Here is a 22,211-nt window from a genome sequence, read left to right as displayed (position 1 = left end):
CTCGTGTGGAATAATCTCCACCGAGTTTTTTATCGATTAAATAAGATTCAATTTTTATCTAAATCTTTAAATTCTTTCTCAACTGCCTTTAAAGCTACACCAAAAACCTGATCCATATCATAGTATTGGTAATTACCTAAGCGCCCACCAAAAATAACATTTGGATATTTTTTAGTCTCTTCTTTATATTTTCTAAAAAGCTTAGAATTTTTTTCATCATTAACTGGATAATAGGCCTCTTTTGTGCGATCCCAATTTTGAGGGAACTCTTTCGTTAAAATCGTATATCCCTCGTCAGCTTTTTTATCGAAATGTCTCCACTCCATCACACGAGTATAGGGCGTTTCTGCATCAGTATAATTGATGACCGCATTTCCTTGAATATTGTCAGATTTTACAGTTTCTGTTTCAAAGCGGACAGAGCGATATTCCAGTTCTCCAAAAGAATAATCAAAAAACTGATCAATCATTCCCGTATAAACAATTTTTGGAAACTCTTCTAAAAATACTTCTTTATCACTGAAAAAATCTACACCTGTTTGAACATCAATAAGGTCAGAATCAAGCATTTTATCAAAGATTGCAGTATATCCATCAACTGGAACCCCTTGATAACGATGATTGAAGTAATTATTATCAAACGTATAGCGGACCGGAAGACGGCGGATGATGAATGAAGGGAGCTCAGTAGCTTTACGTCCCCACTGCTTCTCTGTATAACCTTTAATAAGTTTATGATAGATATCAGTCCCAATCAAACTAATTGCTTGTTCTTCTAGGTTTTTAGGGATTCCTGAAACTCCTGCTTTTGCCTTCTGTTCCTCAATCTTAGCAGCCGCTTCTTCTGGAGTCTTTACCCCCCACATTTGATAAAAAGTGTTCATGTTAAAAGGAAGGTTATAAAGTTCCCCTTTATAATTCGCAACAACTTGATTAATATAATTATTAAACTCTGTAAATTGATTGACGTAATCCCAAACCATTTTATTATCAGTGTGGAAAATGTGTGCACCATAATCATGAACATTGATTCCATGTTCTTTATGAGTGTACATATTCCCACCAATATGAGAGCGACGTTCAATAATTAATGATTTTTTACCATGCTTTGCAGCTTCATGCGCAAATATCGAACCATAAGGGCCTGCTCCAACAATAAGATAATCATAATTTTTTTTATTAAATTTCATTTTTTCTCCTATTATCATGATATCACATATAAGTTGTGATTAAAAAGTTCTAATACAAATTTTCATAGTTTTTATCTTTACAAATAATATACACCAAAAAGTGTAGAAAACAGAAGTAAAAGATTTGTCAGTACCGCAGTACCAGCTACAAACAATAATACACCTTTTGAACCATTAATTTTAATTTTAAATTTTTCTTGGCAAGTGATGAATAGAAGTAAAAACAAAGTAGGAGTAAAGTATCTCCCCTGTAAGCCCTGCATTTGACCTAATATAGTTGCATTTCCAACTGGTGCTCCAGTGGGAGTATATGTCATATAGACATAATAAACCGCCATAACTCCTAATAAAAAGATGATAAAACTCGTCAATGAGATAAATTTATTTTTGATAAATTTATCTTCGGAAAGTAACGTAGTGAATAATACAATGTACCAAATCATACTTACCCAAGCAGGAGTATAGTTGATATTAGGATACGGTGAACCTAATAAATTATAGAATACAGAACTTACCGATAAGTAATCTCGTAAATTGACAGAGTAATTAATTATAAATCTATAAATACTATAAAAAATCCCACCATGTTTCAAACTTAATAAAAAGATGAAAAGTGTAAATACTAATCCAATTCCAACTAATGAAGCGATTGATAGTCTTCTTTTATTTGTCCATAAGTAACTAATAAACAAAGATATCTTACTATATATTCTAGGAAAAATAAACATTATTATCAATACTGGTATGAAAAGTAATAAAACTTTAAAGTTAGTTTTTGCTCCAAAATAAATAGAAATTGAAGCTACTCCTAACTCTATCCATCTCCACCAGCTAATTTTTTGATCAACCAAACTATTGATAATTATGGCCATAAACCAAGCAACTAATATAAAACTAAGAGAATCATAAGATAAACTCGCAAATGAATTTAAAGTAACTGGAGTTAGAGATAAAGCTACAAAAATCATTTTCCCTTTTTTAACAAACTTAATTATAAAAAACATTAATAATGAGTTAATGATTACGGAAAATAAGCGAGCCGTTGTTATCATAACACCAATTGACGGATAAATCTTATGTCCAAGCCATACTCCTATGGAAGGAATTAAATGACCCCAAAAATTATAGGATTTTATATTTGGATTCTCTGTTAATCCTTCTCTTGGTTGCTTATTCATTGGCATTTTAACTATTTTAGTTAGATAGTAAGTTTGAAAATAATCTCCCTGTTGATATGCCTTAATTTGTTGATCAATTCCAGTTCCTATTTGAGGTTCACCATATGCTGAAATATCATTTGATAAATTTGCCATGTTTGAACTTACTACATAATGATATTGCCCATCTGGTTCATTGAAAAAAGGCATTCCTACAGCAAGAACCATCCCAAGCAAGACGCTAAGAATAAGATAAATCTTATGTACTTTACTTTTTTCCCTAGTCATAGAAGAGGAAGCTGATTTTTTTTCTTTTCTTTTTTGCATTTTCAATCCTCACAATCTTCTATACTTTATAAAGAAAACTACCACAGCTAAAATTATAAGTCCAAAAACACTAATACCTACGATTATATACATTTGGAGAAGCCTTGATTCTTGCTTGCTTCCATCCAATGTTAAATTGCTATACTCGTTGATACCTGGAGAATAATCAGGAATTTGCCCTGCAAGACCAATCAGACTATTACTGGGATTATTTAGTGAATTATCAACCATTAAAGAATTATTTGCAGAAAAATAGCTTCGGCTAAAAATAGAAAAATTAAAGATTTTATTAGAATCTGATAAACTATTATCCGTATCAATCCTATAAAGAAAATAGTTATCTCCTTGTGCAAGACCTAGAATCTGTATTAAGCTATTATTGATTTTTTGATTTTCTTTCTCATTAAAGTTGAACCTTAAAACGCTAAATGGAATTTTTTGAGGCTTATCACTCCCCAATATATACCGATTCCCACCTTCTAAAATTAGAGGATCTGAAGCCTGTGCTGTATCTAAGTTATCAAACTTATTCCATTTTTTATTTTTTCCATAAACCTCATACGCACTACCATTTGTTTTAGCTAGTATAAATTTTCCACCTTCTGCAAACTCTGTAGCATTCTTTTGGGTCATCGCAAAATTTATACCCGCTATAATTAAATTAGGAGTTGAAGCTATACTTGAACTACCATCCTTGTTTACAGAAACCGCCTGCAATGATGTGTGAATTGGTTTATTTGTACTTACATTATTCCCCTCTAGATTCACATGTACTGTAACTCTCAACAATATATCACTTTGAGTTGGATTTAATGTGATATTAGCTGCTATCACTGGTTCAGAAGAATTGAATACCATAGTATCATCTAGAGCTGGATTCGTCACAACTGTTGCTGCATCAGAATTTTTTAAGACCTCTATTGAATCAAAAGAAAGGTTTGATTTTGGCGGTAAAACTAGGTTAATATTTCCCGATTGTTGCCACATATTTTTATTGATAGCGAGATTGAAACTAAACCTTTGGTTAGTACCAACAACATATTGCCCAAAGTTTGAAACCAAAGCACTTAACTTATCATCTGCCGTAAACTTTATTTTATTATCTACATTTACAAGATCTATCACAACTTTCTCAGAAGATTTTTGTATTTTTGTAAGTTTAACAAAATTATTATTATTGTCAAGAATCAACGTATAGCCTTTCATAATATTGGCTTTAGCTAATCCTTTACTGTTTGTAAACTTATAAATAACATGTTCTGGATTTAAAAATGGAACTGTAGTATTTGACTGATTTATTTCACTTATTAGCGATAAGTTATCAACATTGATTAGACCAGATATTATTGAACTCATTTCCTCATCTGTATGAGTAATACCTTGCCCAATTTTTTGACCGTTACTCAAAGTAATCACACCATTATTAGTGACACTATTTGTATTTTGAGATGCTAATATCCACGCTGCGGAGCTCCTAGCTTTCTGACTAATATTTCCACTTTTTATTTCTTGATAGGCATGATCAATATTCATAGCACTATAAGAAGTATGAATTACGGGCATACCGTTATTAGTAACTTGTAATTCAACTCTCGTTTGATCTGGTGGCAAAGTATTAGCAATAATTTTATTTTCTGTTACTAAAAATATTAATATAAAGGAGCAGATTAAAATCAATAATTTTGTATTTATTTTTTTTATCATAATGACTTTCAATATTTGGAATAACTTATCTTTTTATAATTTTTTTGATATAAGGACTGACTAACGAATTAGCTGGTGCACGCAACACGTATAAGGTTACTATATAAATTAATACTGCGATAATCGTTTGGATTAAATAATTTAATATGCTAATTGGAAAATTATTATTAACAAAATCCAAGAATACAAAAACTAAAGCTCCACCAATAATATACTTCCAAAGGCCGTGAAAAACTTCCTTAAGTGTAAACAAATTTCTCAACTTCAATAAAATATATGTTGCTACGCTAACTTCTGTTAATATTGTTGCTATTATAGCACCCATTGTCCCTAAAACAGGGATTAAAATAAGATTGAATAGTACATTAACGATAAGTCCGACAATCGTTGACATCATATATTCATGCATTTTTTTTGCCGCCAACAAATACTGTGTACTTAAGGCATTTGTTAGTGCCAAGAAAAATATTGTTATTGAACCAACAGCAAGCAAAGAACCTACCGGAGCAAAGTTTTTACCAAAATAAAAGACAGCGAAAGTTTGACTAACACCTATAATTCCAGAAATACATAAGATAGAAATACAATTTCCTAAATCTATAGATTTTAAAATAAGCGGTTTTACTTTTTCACTTTCCCCAGATGAAAATAATCCTGATAAATGAGGTAAAAATGCGGAGTTAAAACTTGAAACAAGTGTCGCTCCCAATATAATTATCATATACGTTTGTGTAAAGTATGCTACGCTATCAAGGCCAGAAAATATTTGGAGTAAATTTTTATTAAGTGAAGTATAAATTGTAATAGATACTTGTGGAAGCAACAGCATTATCACTGGTCGTAGATGTTGAAAAATATTTAGTGAACGAACTGGAATTCTCATTATCTCTCTTCGTAAGAAGGGCCAAACGGTCATATTGCCTATCAATGTTGAAAGAGCAAGTAATAAAATGTAAAGCCATAAATCATTCGGCGTCCTGACAAAAACAAAGATAGCAACGGTTAAGAGTAATCTGATAATTGTATTACGAACAACTATAACCTTGAAATTTTCAAGCCCCATGAAAAACCAAGATACATCAAAAGCAACAGCTATCAAAGTAATTCCTTGAAGTAAAAAATAAATTTCCCATTTATTTTGAAAGAAAATAAAAATTAAATATGCAATAAGTGCAACAGCTACAGTAATGAACTTTAAGCTTAATAGCTCATAAAATATGCGACTTCTTGCCTCTTTATCTTTTTGATGATAGGCTATCTCACGATTACCATACAATGTAATACCCAGTCCACCAGCAAGTACAAAATACCCTAGCCATGCAGCTGTAGATGAATAAATACCCACCCCTGTAGTTCCCAATGTTCTTGAAACATAAGGCGCAGTTATCAAAGGTAAAATTAATATTAAAACTTGATAAACTGTATTATACATCATATTTTTTATTAACTTCATCAAATTATCCTCTAAATTTCACCATTTATTATTTTTATTAGCCGTTCCCCAGACTTGTCAATGGAATATAGCTCAACATCTTTTTTCCCTTGAGAGGCAATTTCTAAATATCTTTTATCATCATACAATAAGCTTATAAGAGCATTCACAAAAGCTTTTTTATTGTCCGATTCAACTAAAATACTATTTTTATCACTTGCATAATCTACAACCCCACCTATACGACTTGCAACTAAAGCAGCTCCACAGGCCATTGCTTCCATTCCAGTCAAACCCCAGCCTTCTAAAATACTTGGCATAAGATATATCTTAGAAGAACCATAAATTTCCTTACGAAGTTGATTAGCACTTGCACTCTTAGTAAAATGAATCCAATCTTCTAATTCTTCAATGGGGTCATACGCTCCAAATAACTGTACCTCAAGATTGGGTATTTCTCTCTTCACTTCTCTTAAAATCGATAAGCCAAGTTTGGTACGTTTAGTTTCTTGGGTATGATTTAGAAGACAAATAATATTTTTTCGACCTTCTATTGGTTTTTCGAGGAAAAACTCATCATGATTATAAAAATTAGGAAGATATTTCGGCTCTGGCGCTCCTGACATTAATACTTTTTGTTCCAAATCTTTTGAAATAACAACATTTGTTAGACCCAAATTATAGGTTTTTTCAATAAATTCTTTATTGTTCCCAAAACCTTCAGCTTCGTAGTTTTGAATAAAATAGAATTTTTTGCCCTTTTCTTTTGGCAGTTTATAAACGAGAGAAGCTGTATTTGATGCAGTTGCAAATACTATATCTGCATCAGGAAATTCTTCAGAAAAAATACAATTATAATATGATTTTATTTCAGAATTCAAAGGAAACCAGGTTACCTTTGAATCTCTATTAGAAAATTTATAGATGTGTAAATCTACCAAACGTTTTATAAAAGAGTAACCAACTGGATCACTTGGAGAATAACAATAGCTGATTGAAACGTCAAATCCTTGTTCTACCAACCAATTTGCATATTGATAGACTATTTTAAAACCACCAACTGCATGATTATAATTTGCTGGCATAACAAAATTAATTTTTTTATTTTCTCTCATTTCATTTCTTTCTTAAATCCAAAGATTATATCTCTGATTTGACTTGAACGATGCTCATAATTTTTCCAATCTTTGAATTGCTGCATTATCACTTTCCAAATACTTCCAGATTGTGCATTTTCTACTCTTCTTTTTGTAAATTCATAATATTCTTTTTCTTCAAGTGCTAAAGGAGAATTACTATCTTCCAGAACTTTATAAATTACTTCATAATATCCCTGGTACTTTGCATAAAGCTCTTGAATATGGAGCTCTTTTGATGCTTTGAGAGTTACAACTGCTTTGCCGCTTGCATTTGACTCATGGCGATTATGAACTGCAACACACTCGTTCAAATTATAACCAACTTCTAATAATCCAGCTAAACATTCAATAAGCGCATCATGAGGAAGCAAATTATAGTCTTCTTTCCAATATTTTAAAAATCTACTGATAAATTCTTTTTTTATCGCCAAAGTCATACCTTGCCGAAAACCAGCCTTATAAAAATGTTCAATAGGAAATTTTGAAAGTTCTTGATCGTTATCCTTAAAGATATGATTAGTTGGAACTGTTGCTTCACTAGCACTCACATTAAATTCAGTATCAGCACTCAGCACCTCAATTTCTTGATGCTCAGCTAGTATCTCTAATTGTCGTTTATTTTTCCCCAAATTCCAAACATCATCTTGGTCTGATAAAAAAATAACATCTGCATCGATATTTTGCGAATCAATCAACAATTGGCGAAAATTCAAGCGCCATCCTAGATTCTTTTGATTTTTAATAATCTTCCATCCAGCTAAGTTATTAGTTGCTATATAACCTTTAACAAATTTAACCGTTCCATCCGTCGAACCATCATCACGTATGATAACATAATCAGGAGCAAGCACTTGATCTCTTATAGAATCTAATTGCTTTTCAATAAATTTCTCTCCGTTATATGTTGCCATCAGTACTGCTGTTTTCATTATTCAAAACTTTCTATTGTCTTTTTTAAGCCCAAATCGAGACCAACTAATCTGTTCCAACCCAATTTTTCTATTTTAGACATATCCATTACTGTTCTACCATCTGTACTATAAGCTGTACTTTGAGAAGTAGGAATATCAAACGTAACTTTTAATTTTTCATCAGGTAAAAGTGATACTAATTTTTGTGCCAAATCTCGTATTTGTATAGGTTCATCTTCATTTGCTACATTATACGCTTGTCCAGAATCACCGTTTAGCAAAACAGTTAAAAGTGCTGTAGTTGCATCTGAAATATAACAAAAGGCTCTTTCAGCAGTCCCTTCAGATTTTAGAATGATATCTTCATGATTAACAACATTCGAAATCAAATCACTCATGATACGTCCATCATTATTTATTTCCATACCTGGACCATAAGAATGTGCAATTCGAGCCACAGTATATGGAATCTCATATTGTACAGAATAACTTTCCAATAACGTTTCTGCCATTCGTTTACTTTCTGGATAACAGGCTCTCGGAGAAAGAATATCAAATCCTCCATAATCTTGTTCCGTTAATTGATTTTTAATTGATTTACCATAGATTTCACGTGTTGATAAAAAAAGAAAATTTTGAATTCCTTTCGTTCTTGCCAACTCCAATAAATTCATTGTTCCCAAAGTATTAGCTTTGATAATTCCCACGGGATCTGTTGAAATAAATTTCGGACTAGCGTTACTTGCAGCATGTATAATATAATCTATATCTTTTTCATAATCAAAGGGTTGAGTAACATCATGCTGAACAAGTTCAAAATATTCTTTTGACAAACTTTGAAACTTAGCATTTGCCTTTTCCATATTTCTAGCAGTTCCAATAATTTTTGTCTGAAAATTTTCATGAACATCTAAATAATAAATAGTATAGGCCAAGTAAGTTGCCAGCATTCCAGAAACACCAGTAATCAATACAGTTTTTCCACGAAGTTTTTCAAAGTTAATATAAGAAGAATCTACAATTTTTTTTAAATCTTCTTGAACAATTTTATTTTCAAATGTAATCATTATTATACCCCATAAATTTGACCTATTTCACGTGCGTCACAAAGTGCTTTGAACATATAAAAATCATCTGGTGTTGTAATTTTTATATTTTCGTATGGTCCTTCTACAATATGCAACGTTTTATTATACATTCCCATAAGTGTGCTTGAATCAATTGCGTCAGTAATACCTTTCGAAATTGCGTCACGCTGAACTTTTAAAATATCTGAAAGGTTAAAACTTTGAGGAGCTTTAGCAGTAAAAGAGCGTGTCCGATCTACAACTTCTGAGACTTCTTGAGAACCATTAACAAGTACAATTGTCTCTTTTGCAGGTGCTGTTGTTATAGCTGAACCATTTTTCTTAACACATTCAATATTGTCACGAATAACTTTACTATTAATTAACGGGCGCACCCCATCATGTATCAAAACAACAGATTCTTTGCCTTCTGATATTTTTTCTGCCGCTTCAAGACCGTTAAATATTGATAGTTGTCCTGTTTCTCCACCTGGTACAATTGCTTTAACTTTTTTTAAGTTAAATTTCTTAACTAATTCAGTCATATAATCTAAATAATCAGACAATATTACAACAACTACTGCATCCACTTCCTCTGTTTCTTCAAATAAGTCTATGGTATGTATAATAATTGGTTTTCCGTGAACTTCCAAAAACTGCTTAGGTTTATCTTTAGAGTTCATTCGTGAGCCTGTACCACCTGCAAATATTAACCCAATATTCATTTTTAATCTTCTTTCCAATAAAAAGTAACATAGTCATGATTTATTCGTTGATTTTCAGGAGGAAGTTGCATATAATCTCCGTGAATTTGACGCAAATAACTATCATGATCAACAATTTTTTTCACAGTTAGATTCTCAAATTTAACTTCTTCATACTCTTCAAATATTTCAATTTGAAAATGTTCCTTATCAAAATAACGGCTTGCAAGAAAGCCAATTTGGTTAGCATTAGAATCTAACTGATATTTTGACATGAACTCATCAACATCTCTTGCTACTTGTCTATTTTTTCCATGATATTTAAGATATTTAGGCCCACGGAGAAAAAGACGAGCTAGCGAATAGTACCACTTTGAACCACTCACAAATGCTGGGAAAGATGTTGAATATAAAATTTCCGCTTTATGCTGTGCTTCGTGCATGAATTTAACTCTCTCCTCTTCGTTGGAGGGCATAGAGTCCATCGGGAAAATATCAATATTTACACCAATCTTGGGCCAAAGAAAGTCAAAACCTGCCTTCGCTTGATATGTTTCCTTATTACATAATTTCGCATAAGGTTGAAACGTCTCTTTGATGGAATAATGCCATAGCTCCGCTTCATCTTGATGGCTAAGAAGCTTTATAAGTTTGTTGTAATTCTCACGAGTCAGCATAATATCAATATCGTCATCCCAAGGAATGAAACCTTTATGCCTTACGCTACCAAGTAATGATCCCCCTCCTAGAGAATACTCAATGTTATTTTTACGACATACCTTGTCTACTAAAGTTAATAGTTCAAGTTCGATTTTTTTTATTTCATCTTTTAGTACTTTTCTCACAAACTATTTTTCCTTTCTAAGCTTCCTATAATTCATTATATCTTTAATTACCCACACAGGATTAAAACTTTTCCAAAAATATAGGATATGGAATAATGAGCTCAAATTTTTTTTTAAATAATACGTTTTCCTAGCCATAAGCGCTCTATGTTGTTTACACAAAATTTTCTGCTGTTGTGTCACATCAACTTCTTTCATTTGTTCAAGATAATTTTGAGCCACTTTAACTCGTTCCAAATAATTTTCTGTTAATAATAGTTCACGATTTAGTTTTTTATTTGAATTAACTGTTGAACTGTCACTTGTACTTCCACTGTATCTACGAAATTGACCAGTATATCCCATGTACTTATAACAGGCCTTATCTATTGAAGAAAAAGTATTAAAAAAACCATCATGCGAAAAAACTAAGTTATAAAATGGTGAAATTTTTTCAAAGTATTCTTTTTTTATTGCAAGCGTCCAACCAGGACCTCCTCCAGAGAACACTCCTTTTGAAGAGAATGAGACAGACTTCACAGAATTTTTAAAATGATTCATCATATTAGCCGATTTATAAAAAAACTTCATGGCAGAGGGCAAAGAATTATCTACTTTATAAATATAATTACCTGATAATACTTTTATTTTTGAATTCTTTTCAAAAAATGTTACCATATTCTCAATTTTGCTCTTGTCCCAAATGTCATCTTGATCACAACAAAATATAATGTCTCCGTTTGCCTTACAAATTCCTTCATAAAAATTTCTACTATAGCCTTTATTAACTTTGTTAACTATCAAATTCCAGTTTGATAATCCATACTTCTCAATAAAATTTTTAATCAGAAAAACTGTTCTATCTTGAGACAAGTCATCAAAAATAAGAACTTCATCCACTATCTTAGTTTGATCTTTTATCGTTTCTAGTTGTTCTTCTATATACTCTTCGCCATTATATGTTGCAATGACAACACTTGTTTTCATAGTTAACCTTTCAAGTCAGAAACTTTTTAGCTATCCCTCTTATAATATCTGATTTTAATATTATATTTGTTAGCAACATAATAGAGCGATAAACAAAGACATATCGATATAAAAATTTCCTGTGATTTGTCTTTTCTGCTAATTCTCTATTTTGTTCAAAACATAACTGAAATAATCTTTGAGAGAGTTCAGAATTGTCTTTCAGACACTTCCCCATCACGAAATCATTTTCATTCATACATAATCTATAAACATAATCTAAGATTTCAGGATGTTCCTTTTTAGCAAAATCTATTTGCATCTTATTTTTTTTAAAAATATCAAAATTCTTTTTTGATATTTTTATATTTGTTATACTAGATTTTACTTGTCGATAATACCATAATGATTGGTCGATAAGCACAACCTCATCTACATAATCTATTAACGGTAAAATTATTGCTGTATCTTCATGAATTGATAAATTGGGAAAACGGACAGTTTCAAATATATCTTGACTGTATAATTTACCCCAAGGGCTAAATGAGGGATATTCCGATGTTTGTACAGCCTTTATCCGATCTATAATTTTTCCTTTAACCGAAGTGGCATGTATTTCTTCATGATCATCTTTTAGAACGTCTCGAGTAGAATACTTTGCCATTGAAAATATACGACTTTTACCATTAATCGGCAACAAGAGTTCCTCAACTGTATCCAATGCTATTTTATCATCCGAGTCCAAAAACATAATGTATTTACCACACGCAAGATCTAATCCTCTATTCCTAGCAGCAGAGACTCCCTTACTCTCCTGGTTAACAATACGAAATCGTTTGTCTTTTTCACCATACCGTTCTGCAATTGCTTGTGACCCATCACTTGAACCATCATTAATTAAAATAATTTCTAAATTTTTATATGTTTGTTGGAATACCGAATTTAAACATTCGTTTAAATAAAGCTCCGCATTATAAATCGGAATAATTACACTAATTAGAGGTGTTAAATTTTTCACTTGACTCCCTTATTCCCTATATTACTCAGTAGCAAAAGATTTCCGAATAAGGAATACAATTTACCACCTAAGCTGTATCTGTACCTATACTTTATTATTACTTTAAACCGTCCCAATAAGCCAACATGATTTAACTTTGTAAACTCTTTCAAAACTTTTTTGTTTTTATCACTAATTGAAGAAAAAGTTTCCAGGACATCACATGCTCTCGCATTCATCAGCTGATTTTGTCCCCAAAAAGATTGTAAAATGGCGTGAATTCCTGAAACAGTACTAGACCCTACGACATTTTCAGAATGTTGTCGATATAGCGTATAACTTTCATTAATAAACTCTAAACTTCCTAAAGAAGCCGCTAAAAATCCTAGCATACTATCATGTAAACCGATTATTTTCTTTTCTAACAGCCAATAATTTCTTAAATTTCTGTTAAACATTACTGCGCATCCAGTAACAGTTGGTTGAAGAAGATAATCTTTTAAAATTGGTGCCTCATGCCCTTTGCTATTTCGAATGCGTTCTGAAATAATATTAAGGTTACTATCAACAGTTGTTAGATCAGAGTAAACTAACTTAGCTTCTTCTGATTTTTCTCCGGTATAATTTAGCATATTTTCTATTTTATTAGGTAACCATACATCATCTTGGTCACACAGAAAATACCAATCTGCATCAGAAAACTTTGCCAAACTTTTAAACGATTTATGTATCCCGATGTTCTCTATTTTATTTTTGTTAATAAATTTGATTCGGGCGTCTTTCGACTCATATCCTTTTATAATTTCAGCTGTACTATCACTAGAATCATCATCACGAATCAACAATGTCCAGCCTTTAAAAGTTTGATTCAGGATACTTTCAATTTGATCAGATAAATATTTTTCACCATTATACGTAGAAAGTAGAATGTTTACAGTAACCATAATTTATTATTTTTTCATCCTTTTTATTGAATTTAGAATGCTTCGTTCAATAACTTGCCAAGTTCTATTAGACTGTAGACTATTTCTCATAGTCACAGCAGGTTTAATAATGCTACCATTTGTTCGTATCAGAAGTTTTGATAGAGAAAGAATTTCATTGTTGTTTAAGACGTTTTCATCTTTTAAAAATGTAGTAAAAGATGATGTTTCAGATTTTCTTTCAGTTCTATTAGGAATAGATAAATTGATTACGTATTGAGCAATAATTAATTCCGAGAAACGTTGAGTTAGTACCTTTTTCACAGTAGGACTTGTCTCTTTTGGTAATTTGGTTATAAAATTCCAAATATGTTTTGTCATCGTCAAATGCATTGCTCGATTTTTAACCATATTGCTAATTGCCATAGACTGTGTCCCCGAATTCGTGCGATAGACATACACAGGAAAATTTAAATAAACTGACGTTTTAACAAAGGGCAAAGGATAGCAAATATATTCAACATCCACATAAAACATTTTTTCATCAATTTTTATTTCATTATCTTTTAGAATTGATGTTCGATAAGTGATGGTATGCATTGGTGGAATTTTAATTTGTTCAACCACCTGATCATGCTCAACAATATTTCTTGCAGAAATTTCTAGATTCATCATAGGCGTTTCTACTGTTGTTTCTTCATTATGCTCTAAATATGGATTATTTATGATATCAACTTCTACTTGTTTCAAATAATCAACCAGCTTGACAAAATTTTCAGTTACAACCCAATCGTCTCCGTCTACAACTTTAAAATATTTACCAGTTGCTTCTAAGATTCCACGATTTATAGTTGAACCGTGTCCTCCGTTTTCTTTATCAATTACACGAATTGAATCAGGATATTTATCTGCCCATTTTTGTGCAACAGATACTGTATTGTCCTTTGACCCATCACTAACGATTAAAATCTCAATATCTGAGATAATCCGTTCATCAATAAGATATGGTAGACATTCATCAATGTACTTTTCTGTGTTATACGAAGGTATTGTTACTGTTAAAATTTTACTCACTTGATTATTTTACTCCAAATTTTTATTTATGTGGCTTACTTTTTTCTTTGTTTCATTATTTCCTAGTTCTGTGTCTTTCATATCTTTACGCAATAACGAAACTTCTTGAATTAGTGTTTTAATTTGCTTTTCTGCTGCTATTAGAGAGATTTGATAGCGTATTGAAATAACAAGAAGCATTCCAACCAACACAAAAAGTGCAAAGGAAGTTAATGTTGTCACTCCTAATGCATAAGCGATTTTTGCAGCAAATTCTGAAAAAATTGCACCAAATAATATAACTAGCGCAAGAATAAACCATTTAAGCATGTGACGAACTTCAGCAAGATTTTTTCGAATAAGTCGAATGGTATAGATGAAAAAGAGAACGGCCAATATAATGGCTAAAATCCTTAATGGTAACGGCATCATGATTTCTTACCTCCCATAATTGCAGAAAAGAGTATAGCGAGAGATACACTTATCATATAGCTCATTCCTTTAAATAAATTAATGCTAGATGTCCCGGTTTCTCTTTCAAACATACGCACTCCCACCTCTTTTACACGAATGTTCTTTGCAAATAAATGCATGTAACTCTCAGGTTCAGGATATTGACTTGGATAGCGACCCACAAACTGTGAAATGACTTTCTTATTTGCTGCTCTATATCCGCTTGTAACATCCTTTATTCTTATTTTTGAAGTCATGAATATTAAAGCAGATAATATTCTAATTCCTATTTGCCTCGTAGTCGAGGACTGAAATTCTGAATTACTATCTTCTAGGAAACGTGAACCCACTGTGAAATCCGCTACTCCGCTCAACAATGGTTCAATCAGACAGGGAAGGCTCTCAATATCATGCTGTCCATCTCCATCATACTGAATGGCAATGTCATAGCCCTTTTCCAATGCATACTTATATCCTGTCTGCACTGCTCCTCCAATACCTAGATTTTGAATCAATTCAACATGATTAATTTTATTTTTTCTAAGTATTTCTTCTTCATTGTCCGTAGAACCATCATTGATAACAATATAATCAATCATATATTTTGATTTTATGCGATATTGTTCAACCTTCTGAACAACTTGCGTAATTCCCTCGGATTCATTATAAGCTGGTATAATTAATAATATTTTTGGTTCTACCATTTTATTTCTTTCCTAGTATTATTTTTATGAGTGCTTTTGCAGGAAAAGTATTCCCCTTAAGCCAACCTTTAACTATCATTCTAACATATTTCTTTCTAATTGAGTAGAGATGCTCGGGCTGATAGTTTTTATAGTAGTAGTATTCTGCTGTAAAAATTTTTACAAATCTTGATTTTGATAATTCTTCTAAACGTTGCACTGAAAGTTGATGATAAATCTTTTCATCAATCACTTTAATAATTTGATGATGTCTTCTTAATTGCCAAAAAATCCAATGGTCTAGGTAGTCAAGAGGAAATTCATTAGTAAATCCTCCTATTTTTGTCATGAATAATTTTGATAAGACAAGCCCACTAGAAATACCAGTAATATCTTCATCGTAATTGCCAGCTTTTTTAGGATACTTCAAATTCTTTATTGTTTCACTAGATGTAGGAGATATTTGGATTTCTTTATCAAAAATTTGTGGACAAATAGCACTGACTTGTGAGTGCCCTAACTCTTCAAATACTTTGTATATATAGGTTTCCGTTATCCTTGTATCATCGTCTAACAGCATAAACCACTCATCTTTTGTTTCTTGCAAAGCATATTGGTAGGCTATTCTTGTCCCACGCTCTTCATTATTTTGATTATAATAATATACAATAGACGAAAAATCACTTGGCTTTTTTTCACTTGAAAAATTGATTGAACCATTATCAAAGATAATAACATTTAGAGATTCTTTAATAGAACTTTTCATATTATTTAGTTGCTTATAACTTACAGTTTCAGTAAATTTTGTACTATATGCAACTAGACAGATTGTCAACTTCATCGTAATATCCTCATTTTAATGAGCGCATTTTTAATCATGTATTTAGCTTTCGCAATAAAACTTTCAGAGTTATTATCATTAGTCGTCAATATTTTTTCCAAATGCCTAATACTCTGATTATTTAACTCGTAATTTACTTCTAAAAGTTTTATAACTTCTTGATAAGCATTTTCTACTGAATAAATAGCTTTAATATCCTTCAAAACCGATAAAGACTTTTGTTTTTCTAAATCAAAATTGTTCAAGGTATTTGAAATTAATTTTGTTAGTTGATTCACATCGCCACTATCATAGAATTGCCCAAACCCAAAAATATCGTATGCTGACAGATGACCTGGGTTACTTGAAACAATGCTGGGAACTCCATGTAGTAAAGCCTCTACATAAACTAATCCAAAGGTTTCCATTTTTGATGGACCAATGAAAATATCTTTGTCTGTTACCATTGACCATGGTTGAGCTTTGGGCCCAGCAAGAGTTATATTTTTAATTTTATTTTCTTTAATAAAGTTGACAACTTTTTCTTTATAATCTTTATCAAAGTTTCCGATTAGTACTAATTCAACTTCTGGATCGTCTAATCTATGGAAAGCTTCAATTAATTCCAGTTGATTTTTACGTTCTGTTAATCTCCCTACTGATACAAGACGAGTTTTATCTCCTTCTCGTAAATTTTCATTTGTGCTTTGGGTATAAGGATAAAAACCATAGATTTTACGATTGGGAATTAAATTTTGTAGTTTTTCTTGGAGGCGTCCTTGAACCGCAAAAATTTCTGTTGAGTATTCATTAATAAAATCCAGTTTATCTAAATAATATGAAAATTCACCTTCTGGAAATTCGTGAATAATCCAAAAATGTGGAAGTTTTTTAATTGCTGCGACTAAAGCTCCTTGGAACATGTTTACAGAATTAGTAACTATTAAATCAATTTTTTCATCGTCAACGATTTTTTGAATTTTATTAAGATGTTCGCGATAATAGTGATAAAGTTCCCTTTCAGTTCCTTGGATAGGACCCGGTGCATCTTCCCACCACCACTTTACCGCATTTAACATGTAATTTTTAATACCAGCTTTTTCAAAAGCTTCTATATATGGTTTATCTCCTGAGGCTTGAGTCACGTTTACAACGTTAAAGCCTTGTGATTTAAGCTGCTTTTGCAACTCAAATATTGAAATTTCTGCCCCATTATCTAGTGTACCTGTTGGGGAAACAAATAAAATATTTTTCATAAATTAACCTTTTGAAAACCAGAATATAATCGTCAATATAATGAATAGGGATAAGTTTACAAAACATAATCCAAAAGCCATTAATTTTCGGTGAGTTCCAGTTATTTCTACTTTTACTTTCTCAGAAATTTTCATGAAAAGCGGAAGTAAATAAATTAGAAACGGTGTGTAATAACGTCCCTGCTCGCCAATACTTACGTTCCCTTTACCACCAGTCCAGCCAAGGTACATCATCGTTCCAGTAAGAAGTATATTATAAATAAAAATACAACTACTGATGAAAACTACTCGATTATCTATTTTAACTTTTTTATCACTCAGCATTAGCCATGACAAAATAACAAAAGTCAGGATAATGAGCCATTCTGGCAAACGGTAACTGAATGCACTAAAGGCTCCTACCATACCTGATACAATTATAGGGTCTAAATTCCCGTTTATCCACGTTGCAAAATAAGTATTAAACATAATGTGTGCCCATCTCATAAAACCTCCGTGAGATTGAAAGAGAAAACGGAATACTACAAAACTTCCAAGAACTAACACAAGTAGAACTAACCATTTGTGTTTATTCCAAAAATTCCAAAAACGATGACTCAAAGTCTGGATTTTTTTATTATTAAAGAATGTTGTGGGGAGTGTCAACAGGAGCGATAATAAAATTAATGCAGATTTTTTTGTCAAATAAAGCACTAATAATATTAAAGGAAAGTAGATTACCCACTTCCAAGAAATTTTATGTTGTCCTGACCAAATTCTTGTCATTAATGAAAATACAAGAAATACAGTTACAAAAAGTGTTGTATCATAGGAGAGTGAGGCTGCTTGCTGAATAGTAATAGGAAAGAGAGCAATTACGCTTATAGAGAGCTTCCCGAAAGCCGCTTTTTTAATTGCAATATAAATCAACCCTATATAAAAAAGTAAGTTAAATACTCTTCCTAAAAAAAACATTAAACCATAACTTGGGTAGATCAGGTATCCAAGTAAAACTCCTAGAGCTTGGGGAAGATGTAGTAGGCTCTCTTTATTAAATTTAATTCGAAAATGGGACTGTTCTAAAACTTCCACTTTACGTGTAAAACTAAGTTTAAATAAATCATCTGCACTACCAGCGACTGATGTATCTCGAATAGCAAATAAGTCTTCAGCCCCTAAAAGTCGCTGCTTAGATGGGGTATTTTCAACATTTTTCTCCATCTCTTTATTGCTAAGAAACTCATTAAAACTTATATTAAAATGATATGTTTCATCAGGCACGGAAGCAACCGGCATAATTATGGCTGCTATCAAACCAAAAAATAATGAAAAACTGACAAAAAGAGTAGTAATTTTAATATTTTTTAACTTAGCCATGAATTGCCTCTATAAATTCATCCTTATGTTCCGTTGTTTTATAAGTACTAATTGCTTTTCTTTTAGCATTAGTACCTAAAACTTCCAATTTAGTTTTATTATCAACCAAATCCTTCAACTGTTCATACCACATCCCATCAGCTACTAGAACGCCCGTGGTTTCATTAGTTATGATTTCAGAAAAACTTCCTATATCACTTGCTACTGTAGCGACACCTACTAAAGCTGCTTCTAACCATTTAATTTCAGATTTTGCGCGATTAAACACGGTATCAGTTAGCGGTGCAAGATTGATATCCATATCTGCAACCAAAGAAGGTAGAAGTACCCAATCTAGGAAATCATGAATGACAAGTTGCTCTTTGTAGCGTTTCATTTCATCTGGTATTGTTAAATGACCTACTAAATGTAATTCTGTTTGTGGAAATTCTTTTAAAATTCGCAAAATGTCGGGCATAATCAAATCAAAGTTTTCATTATGTGTAATTGAACCTGAAAAATATCCAATTTTTATTTTTTTCTTTTCTTTGATAGTTTTAGAGATGGCTTGTTCGCTGATTGAGATAAGCTCTACGCTTGCTAGATTTCGATTAAGATAAACCGGTTTTCCTAATTTTATTAACTCATTTTTTAGATCGGTTGTTGAGGTAATAAAAGCATCACATAACTTCATTAATTTACCATAACTTCTTACACCCGAGTCATAGGCTTCTTTCTCTTGTTTACCTAATGTTTTTACGTAGTCTAATTGATCTGTATAACCAGTATCATAGACCAAGTCATCAATATCATAGAAAACAGGTTTGTTATATTTATGAGCTAGTTCAATCAATTGCTTAAATTGTTCGCTATAAGGGGCACGATAAATGATAATCTGACTCGCGTATTCTGCGTAGCCCATTTGAAAATCACTGGCATTAACAGTCCAAACCTCATGACCGAAGCTTCGAAGCTGCTCGGCTTTATTAATGACGCGATACCTAGTGCATTGCGGAATTTGATTTTCAACTCCATCTATTATTAAAATGTGTTCAGGATGAGGAGCCTGTTTAATGGTGTTAATTACTTCATCAAGAATTTCTTTCGGAAACTCTGTTTCACTTTTAATATAATTAATTAAATCAGGTACTTCTGTTTTTCTTTCTAACCCCTGCCATGCAAACTTATCATCTGTATCATTTGAAAACGCTGTGTACTTAACTAGCGGAACATCAAATTTTTTGAGCATTGTTAATGGATGAATATACATAGCAGAATCTTCATTATTTCCAGCAACGGCACCATGAATAAAACCTAAATCTGAAAAATATTTGGTAAAGACCGTCTCGTGTTTTCCAATTGCTTTATTCCGAGAATCTGTATCAGTTAAATCTTCCCAATACTGTAAAAATTCAGGTGTTTGGAACATATTCTTTTCAATTACTAAAAAATAGGATTGTAGATGTTCATGGATAGCACCATAGGGGTTAAAACCTGTGAAATCTGTTTGTTTTTCACCGTAAGATATCCCCCAAAAATCTAATTTTTGAGTAGACATTTTCTGAAAAACTGCTGATAGATCCGTCATTGGACCAACGTTGGTATCATTAACCAAAAGTAGTTCATCAAAGTCCGCTAATTCATCTTTTAAAAGTAAGATTCCATGGCGAAAGGCAGCCGTATCATAGCCTGTATTTTCTCTATTGATTACTTGACCAAACTTTTCTAACTTTTTAACATCAGTGTCAGCAAGAGTGCTATTTAAAACAATTAAAACTTTATCAGAAAGGTCCGCGAGAGCTTTTAAGAAAAACAATTTGTAGGATTGTAGTTGAGGTTGATTTTCATAAATTACATAAATTAATACTCGTTTAGGATTTTCATAATTGTTTAATCGACGAGTCTTTTTACGTTTATTTTTATTTATTTGCAGCTGTAAACTTTTTAATGGATGAAAATATTCCTGAGTCTTTCGCAAGATTTTGCCTGGTGCTTTAACTAATAGCCCCGGATTTTTAGTTAAAACATATTTCATTCGTTCAAGATTTGTTGGCACTGTTTTTACCTCCTTTCCTTTTATTGTTTCAGAGCGTCTTCAGAAGACTAGCTGCCTCTTTATCTTCAGGATTACGATAGATAAATCGAATATCCTCACCAGGTTGAGTCACTGCTATAACCTCTGTTTGAGATAATGGGTTATCATTTTCCCAATCGGATGGATCTTTGCGAAGCGTCGCCCCTAACTGAAATTCTGTATTATGAAAATTTTCCATCGGAATTTCTGCAGAAATACTCTCGCCAATTTTAACTTCTTGTGCTGGAGATTCATAAGCTGCCCCTCCTCGAGTAGCATCATAAAGAAAATATGATAGATAAAGTCTTTTTTCTGCTTTGGTTTGCTCTGAGTTTGCTTCAAAATGTACCCTGAAAGATAGCTTATCATTTGTTTTTGTTAATAAAGTTTCAGAATCAGTAGTTAGCCAAACTCTATCAGCTAGAGCATCATGCTCAGCATGCTGTGTTACTTTCAAATTATCAGCTGAGTAAAGATTAGTTACATGTTGAACATCTGTATTTTCAGCGGCAAAGCCATCAGAAATATAAACTGCTTTATTACAATAACGCTGCACAGCACTCATATCATGCGTCACTAAAATAACTGTTTTTGACTTATCTTTCTTGGTTTCGACAAAAAATTCATTACATTTGCGTTGAAAAGCTTCATCCCCGACAGCCAAAACCTCATCGAGAACAAGAATATCTCCTTTTGCCTTTATAGCAACAGAAAATGCCAGTCGAACTTGCATTCCACTGGAATAATTTTTTAATTTTTGATTCATAAATTCACCAAGTTCGGCAAATTCAACAATTTCATCGTACATTTCACCTATTTCTTCCGGAGAAAAGCCTAGCATAGCTCCATTAAGAAATACATTTTCACGGCCAGTAAGTTCTGGATTAAATCCTACACCAAGTTCAATAAAACTGACTAGTTTTCCATTAACAGTTACATTCCCTTTTTCTGGCGTATAAATTTGTGAAATAATTTTTAAAAGTGTTGATTTTCCGGAACCGTTTCGACCTACGATACCAAAAAAATCCCCTTTTTCTACTTCAAAGTTTATATCTTTTAATACGTGTTGTTCTTTATATCCCTTAACTCCACGAAGCCTATTGATTAAGGTAGTACGAAGACTTGTTGAACTTTCGGTAGGGAGTCGAAAATATTTACTGACATGATCTATTTTTACTGCAATTTCAGACATTTTT

General features: G+C 32.0%; 20 protein-coding genes. All 20 read right to left on the bottom strand.

Features of this window, described 5'->3' with window-relative positions:
* Nucleotides 1-47: 47 nt before the first annotated feature.
* Complete coding sequence (glf, locus tag QJV49_RS08435; protein WP_031559129.1) at nt 48-1,190, bottom strand: UDP-galactopyranose mutase; 1,143 nt, start codon at nt 1,188-1,190, stop codon at nt 48-50.
* A gap of 77 nt (nt 1,191-1,267) precedes the next feature.
* The gene (locus tag QJV49_RS08430; RefSeq protein WP_050490619.1) at nt 1,268-2,674 is read right to left on the bottom strand and encodes a DUF2142 domain-containing protein; all 1,407 of its coding nucleotides are present in this window, start codon (nt 2,672-2,674) and stop codon (nt 1,268-1,270) included.
* A gap of 9 nt (nt 2,675-2,683) precedes the next feature.
* Nucleotides 2,684-4,378, bottom strand: coding sequence for a hypothetical protein (locus QJV49_RS08425; protein ID WP_225512872.1), 1,695 nt, complete (start codon nt 4,376-4,378; stop codon nt 2,684-2,686).
* 25 nt (nt 4,379-4,403) lie between these two features.
* Nucleotides 4,404-5,831 (bottom strand): oligosaccharide flippase family protein, encoded by a 1,428-nt coding sequence (locus QJV49_RS08420; RefSeq protein ID WP_225512871.1) that lies wholly within the window; start codon nt 5,829-5,831, stop codon nt 4,404-4,406.
* A gap of 11 nt (nt 5,832-5,842) precedes the next feature.
* Nucleotides 5,843-6,925: a glycosyltransferase family 4 protein gene (locus QJV49_RS08415; RefSeq protein WP_225512870.1), complete on the bottom strand. Its 1,083-nt coding sequence runs from the start codon at nt 6,923-6,925 to the stop codon at nt 5,843-5,845.
* Nucleotides 6,922-7,878 (bottom strand): glycosyltransferase, encoded by a 957-nt coding sequence (locus tag QJV49_RS08410; protein WP_225512869.1) that lies wholly within the window; start codon nt 7,876-7,878, stop codon nt 6,922-6,924. Before QJV49_RS08410 ends, QJV49_RS08415 begins: the two co-directional genes overlap by 4 nt.
* The gene (locus QJV49_RS08405) at nt 7,878-8,930 is read right to left on the bottom strand and encodes an NAD-dependent epimerase/dehydratase family protein (RefSeq protein WP_031559123.1); all 1,053 of its coding nucleotides are present in this window, start codon (nt 8,928-8,930) and stop codon (nt 7,878-7,880) included. The genes QJV49_RS08410 and QJV49_RS08405 overlap by 1 nt, the downstream gene beginning before the upstream one ends.
* Nucleotides 8,930-9,652: a 2-C-methyl-D-erythritol 4-phosphate cytidylyltransferase gene (locus tag QJV49_RS08400; protein ID WP_031559122.1), complete on the bottom strand. Its 723-nt coding sequence runs from the start codon at nt 9,650-9,652 to the stop codon at nt 8,930-8,932. The genes QJV49_RS08405 and QJV49_RS08400 overlap by 1 nt, the downstream gene beginning before the upstream one ends.
* A gap of 2 nt (nt 9,653-9,654) precedes the next feature.
* A complete protein-coding gene (locus QJV49_RS08395; protein ID WP_225512868.1) occupies nt 9,655-10,476 on the bottom strand; it encodes a phosphorylcholine transferase LicD in 822 nt (273 codons plus the stop codon).
* 3 nt (nt 10,477-10,479) lie between these two features.
* Nucleotides 10,480-11,442: a glycosyltransferase gene (locus tag QJV49_RS08390; RefSeq protein ID WP_225512867.1), complete on the bottom strand. Its 963-nt coding sequence runs from the start codon at nt 11,440-11,442 to the stop codon at nt 10,480-10,482.
* A gap of 10 nt (nt 11,443-11,452) precedes the next feature.
* On the bottom strand, nt 11,453-12,439 hold the full coding sequence (locus QJV49_RS08385) for a glycosyltransferase (RefSeq protein WP_031559119.1): 987 nt from the start codon (nt 12,437-12,439) through the stop codon (nt 11,453-11,455).
* Nucleotides 12,436-13,362, bottom strand: a complete 927-nt coding sequence (locus tag QJV49_RS08380) for a glycosyltransferase family 2 protein (protein WP_225512866.1) — start codon at nt 13,360-13,362, stop codon at nt 12,436-12,438. Before QJV49_RS08380 ends, QJV49_RS08385 begins: the two co-directional genes overlap by 4 nt.
* Nucleotides 13,363-13,368: 6 nt before the next feature.
* Entirely contained in the window at nt 13,369-14,415 is a 1,047-nt protein-coding gene (locus tag QJV49_RS08375) for a glycosyltransferase family A protein (RefSeq protein ID WP_225512865.1), read from the bottom strand.
* Nucleotides 14,416-14,424: 9 nt separating this feature from the next.
* A complete protein-coding gene (locus QJV49_RS08370; RefSeq protein ID WP_032947689.1) occupies nt 14,425-14,823 on the bottom strand; it encodes a DUF2304 domain-containing protein in 399 nt (132 codons plus the stop codon).
* Entirely contained in the window at nt 14,823-15,551 is a 729-nt protein-coding gene (locus QJV49_RS08365) for a glycosyltransferase family 2 protein (RefSeq protein WP_031559115.1), read from the bottom strand. Before QJV49_RS08365 ends, QJV49_RS08370 begins: the two co-directional genes overlap by 1 nt.
* A gap of 1 nt (nt 15,552) precedes the next feature.
* Complete coding sequence (locus QJV49_RS08360) at nt 15,553-16,296, bottom strand: glycosyltransferase (RefSeq protein WP_281449127.1); 744 nt, start codon at nt 16,294-16,296, stop codon at nt 15,553-15,555.
* Between the two features lie 71 nt (nt 16,297-16,367).
* Nucleotides 16,368-17,606, bottom strand: coding sequence for a glycosyltransferase family 4 protein (locus QJV49_RS08355; protein ID WP_031559113.1), 1,239 nt, complete (start codon nt 17,604-17,606; stop codon nt 16,368-16,370).
* A gap of 3 nt (nt 17,607-17,609) precedes the next feature.
* Entirely contained in the window at nt 17,610-18,962 is a 1,353-nt protein-coding gene (locus QJV49_RS08350; RefSeq protein WP_225512863.1) for a DUF2142 domain-containing protein, read from the bottom strand.
* Complete coding sequence (locus QJV49_RS08345; protein WP_225512862.1) at nt 18,955-20,997, bottom strand: rhamnan synthesis F family protein; 2,043 nt, start codon at nt 20,995-20,997, stop codon at nt 18,955-18,957. The genes QJV49_RS08350 and QJV49_RS08345 overlap by 8 nt, the downstream gene beginning before the upstream one ends.
* 28 nt (nt 20,998-21,025) lie before the next feature.
* Entirely contained in the window at nt 21,026-22,207 is a 1,182-nt protein-coding gene (locus QJV49_RS08340) for an ABC transporter ATP-binding protein (RefSeq protein WP_225512861.1), read from the bottom strand.
* Nucleotides 22,208-22,211: the final 4 nt, after the last annotated feature.

Origin of the sequence: Lactococcus sp. NH2-7C (assembly GCF_029953655.1) — a bacterium.
Lineage (GTDB): Bacteria > Bacillota > Bacilli > Lactobacillales > Streptococcaceae > Lactococcus > Lactococcus lactis.
This window is presented reverse-complemented; position numbering and strand designations above follow the sequence as displayed.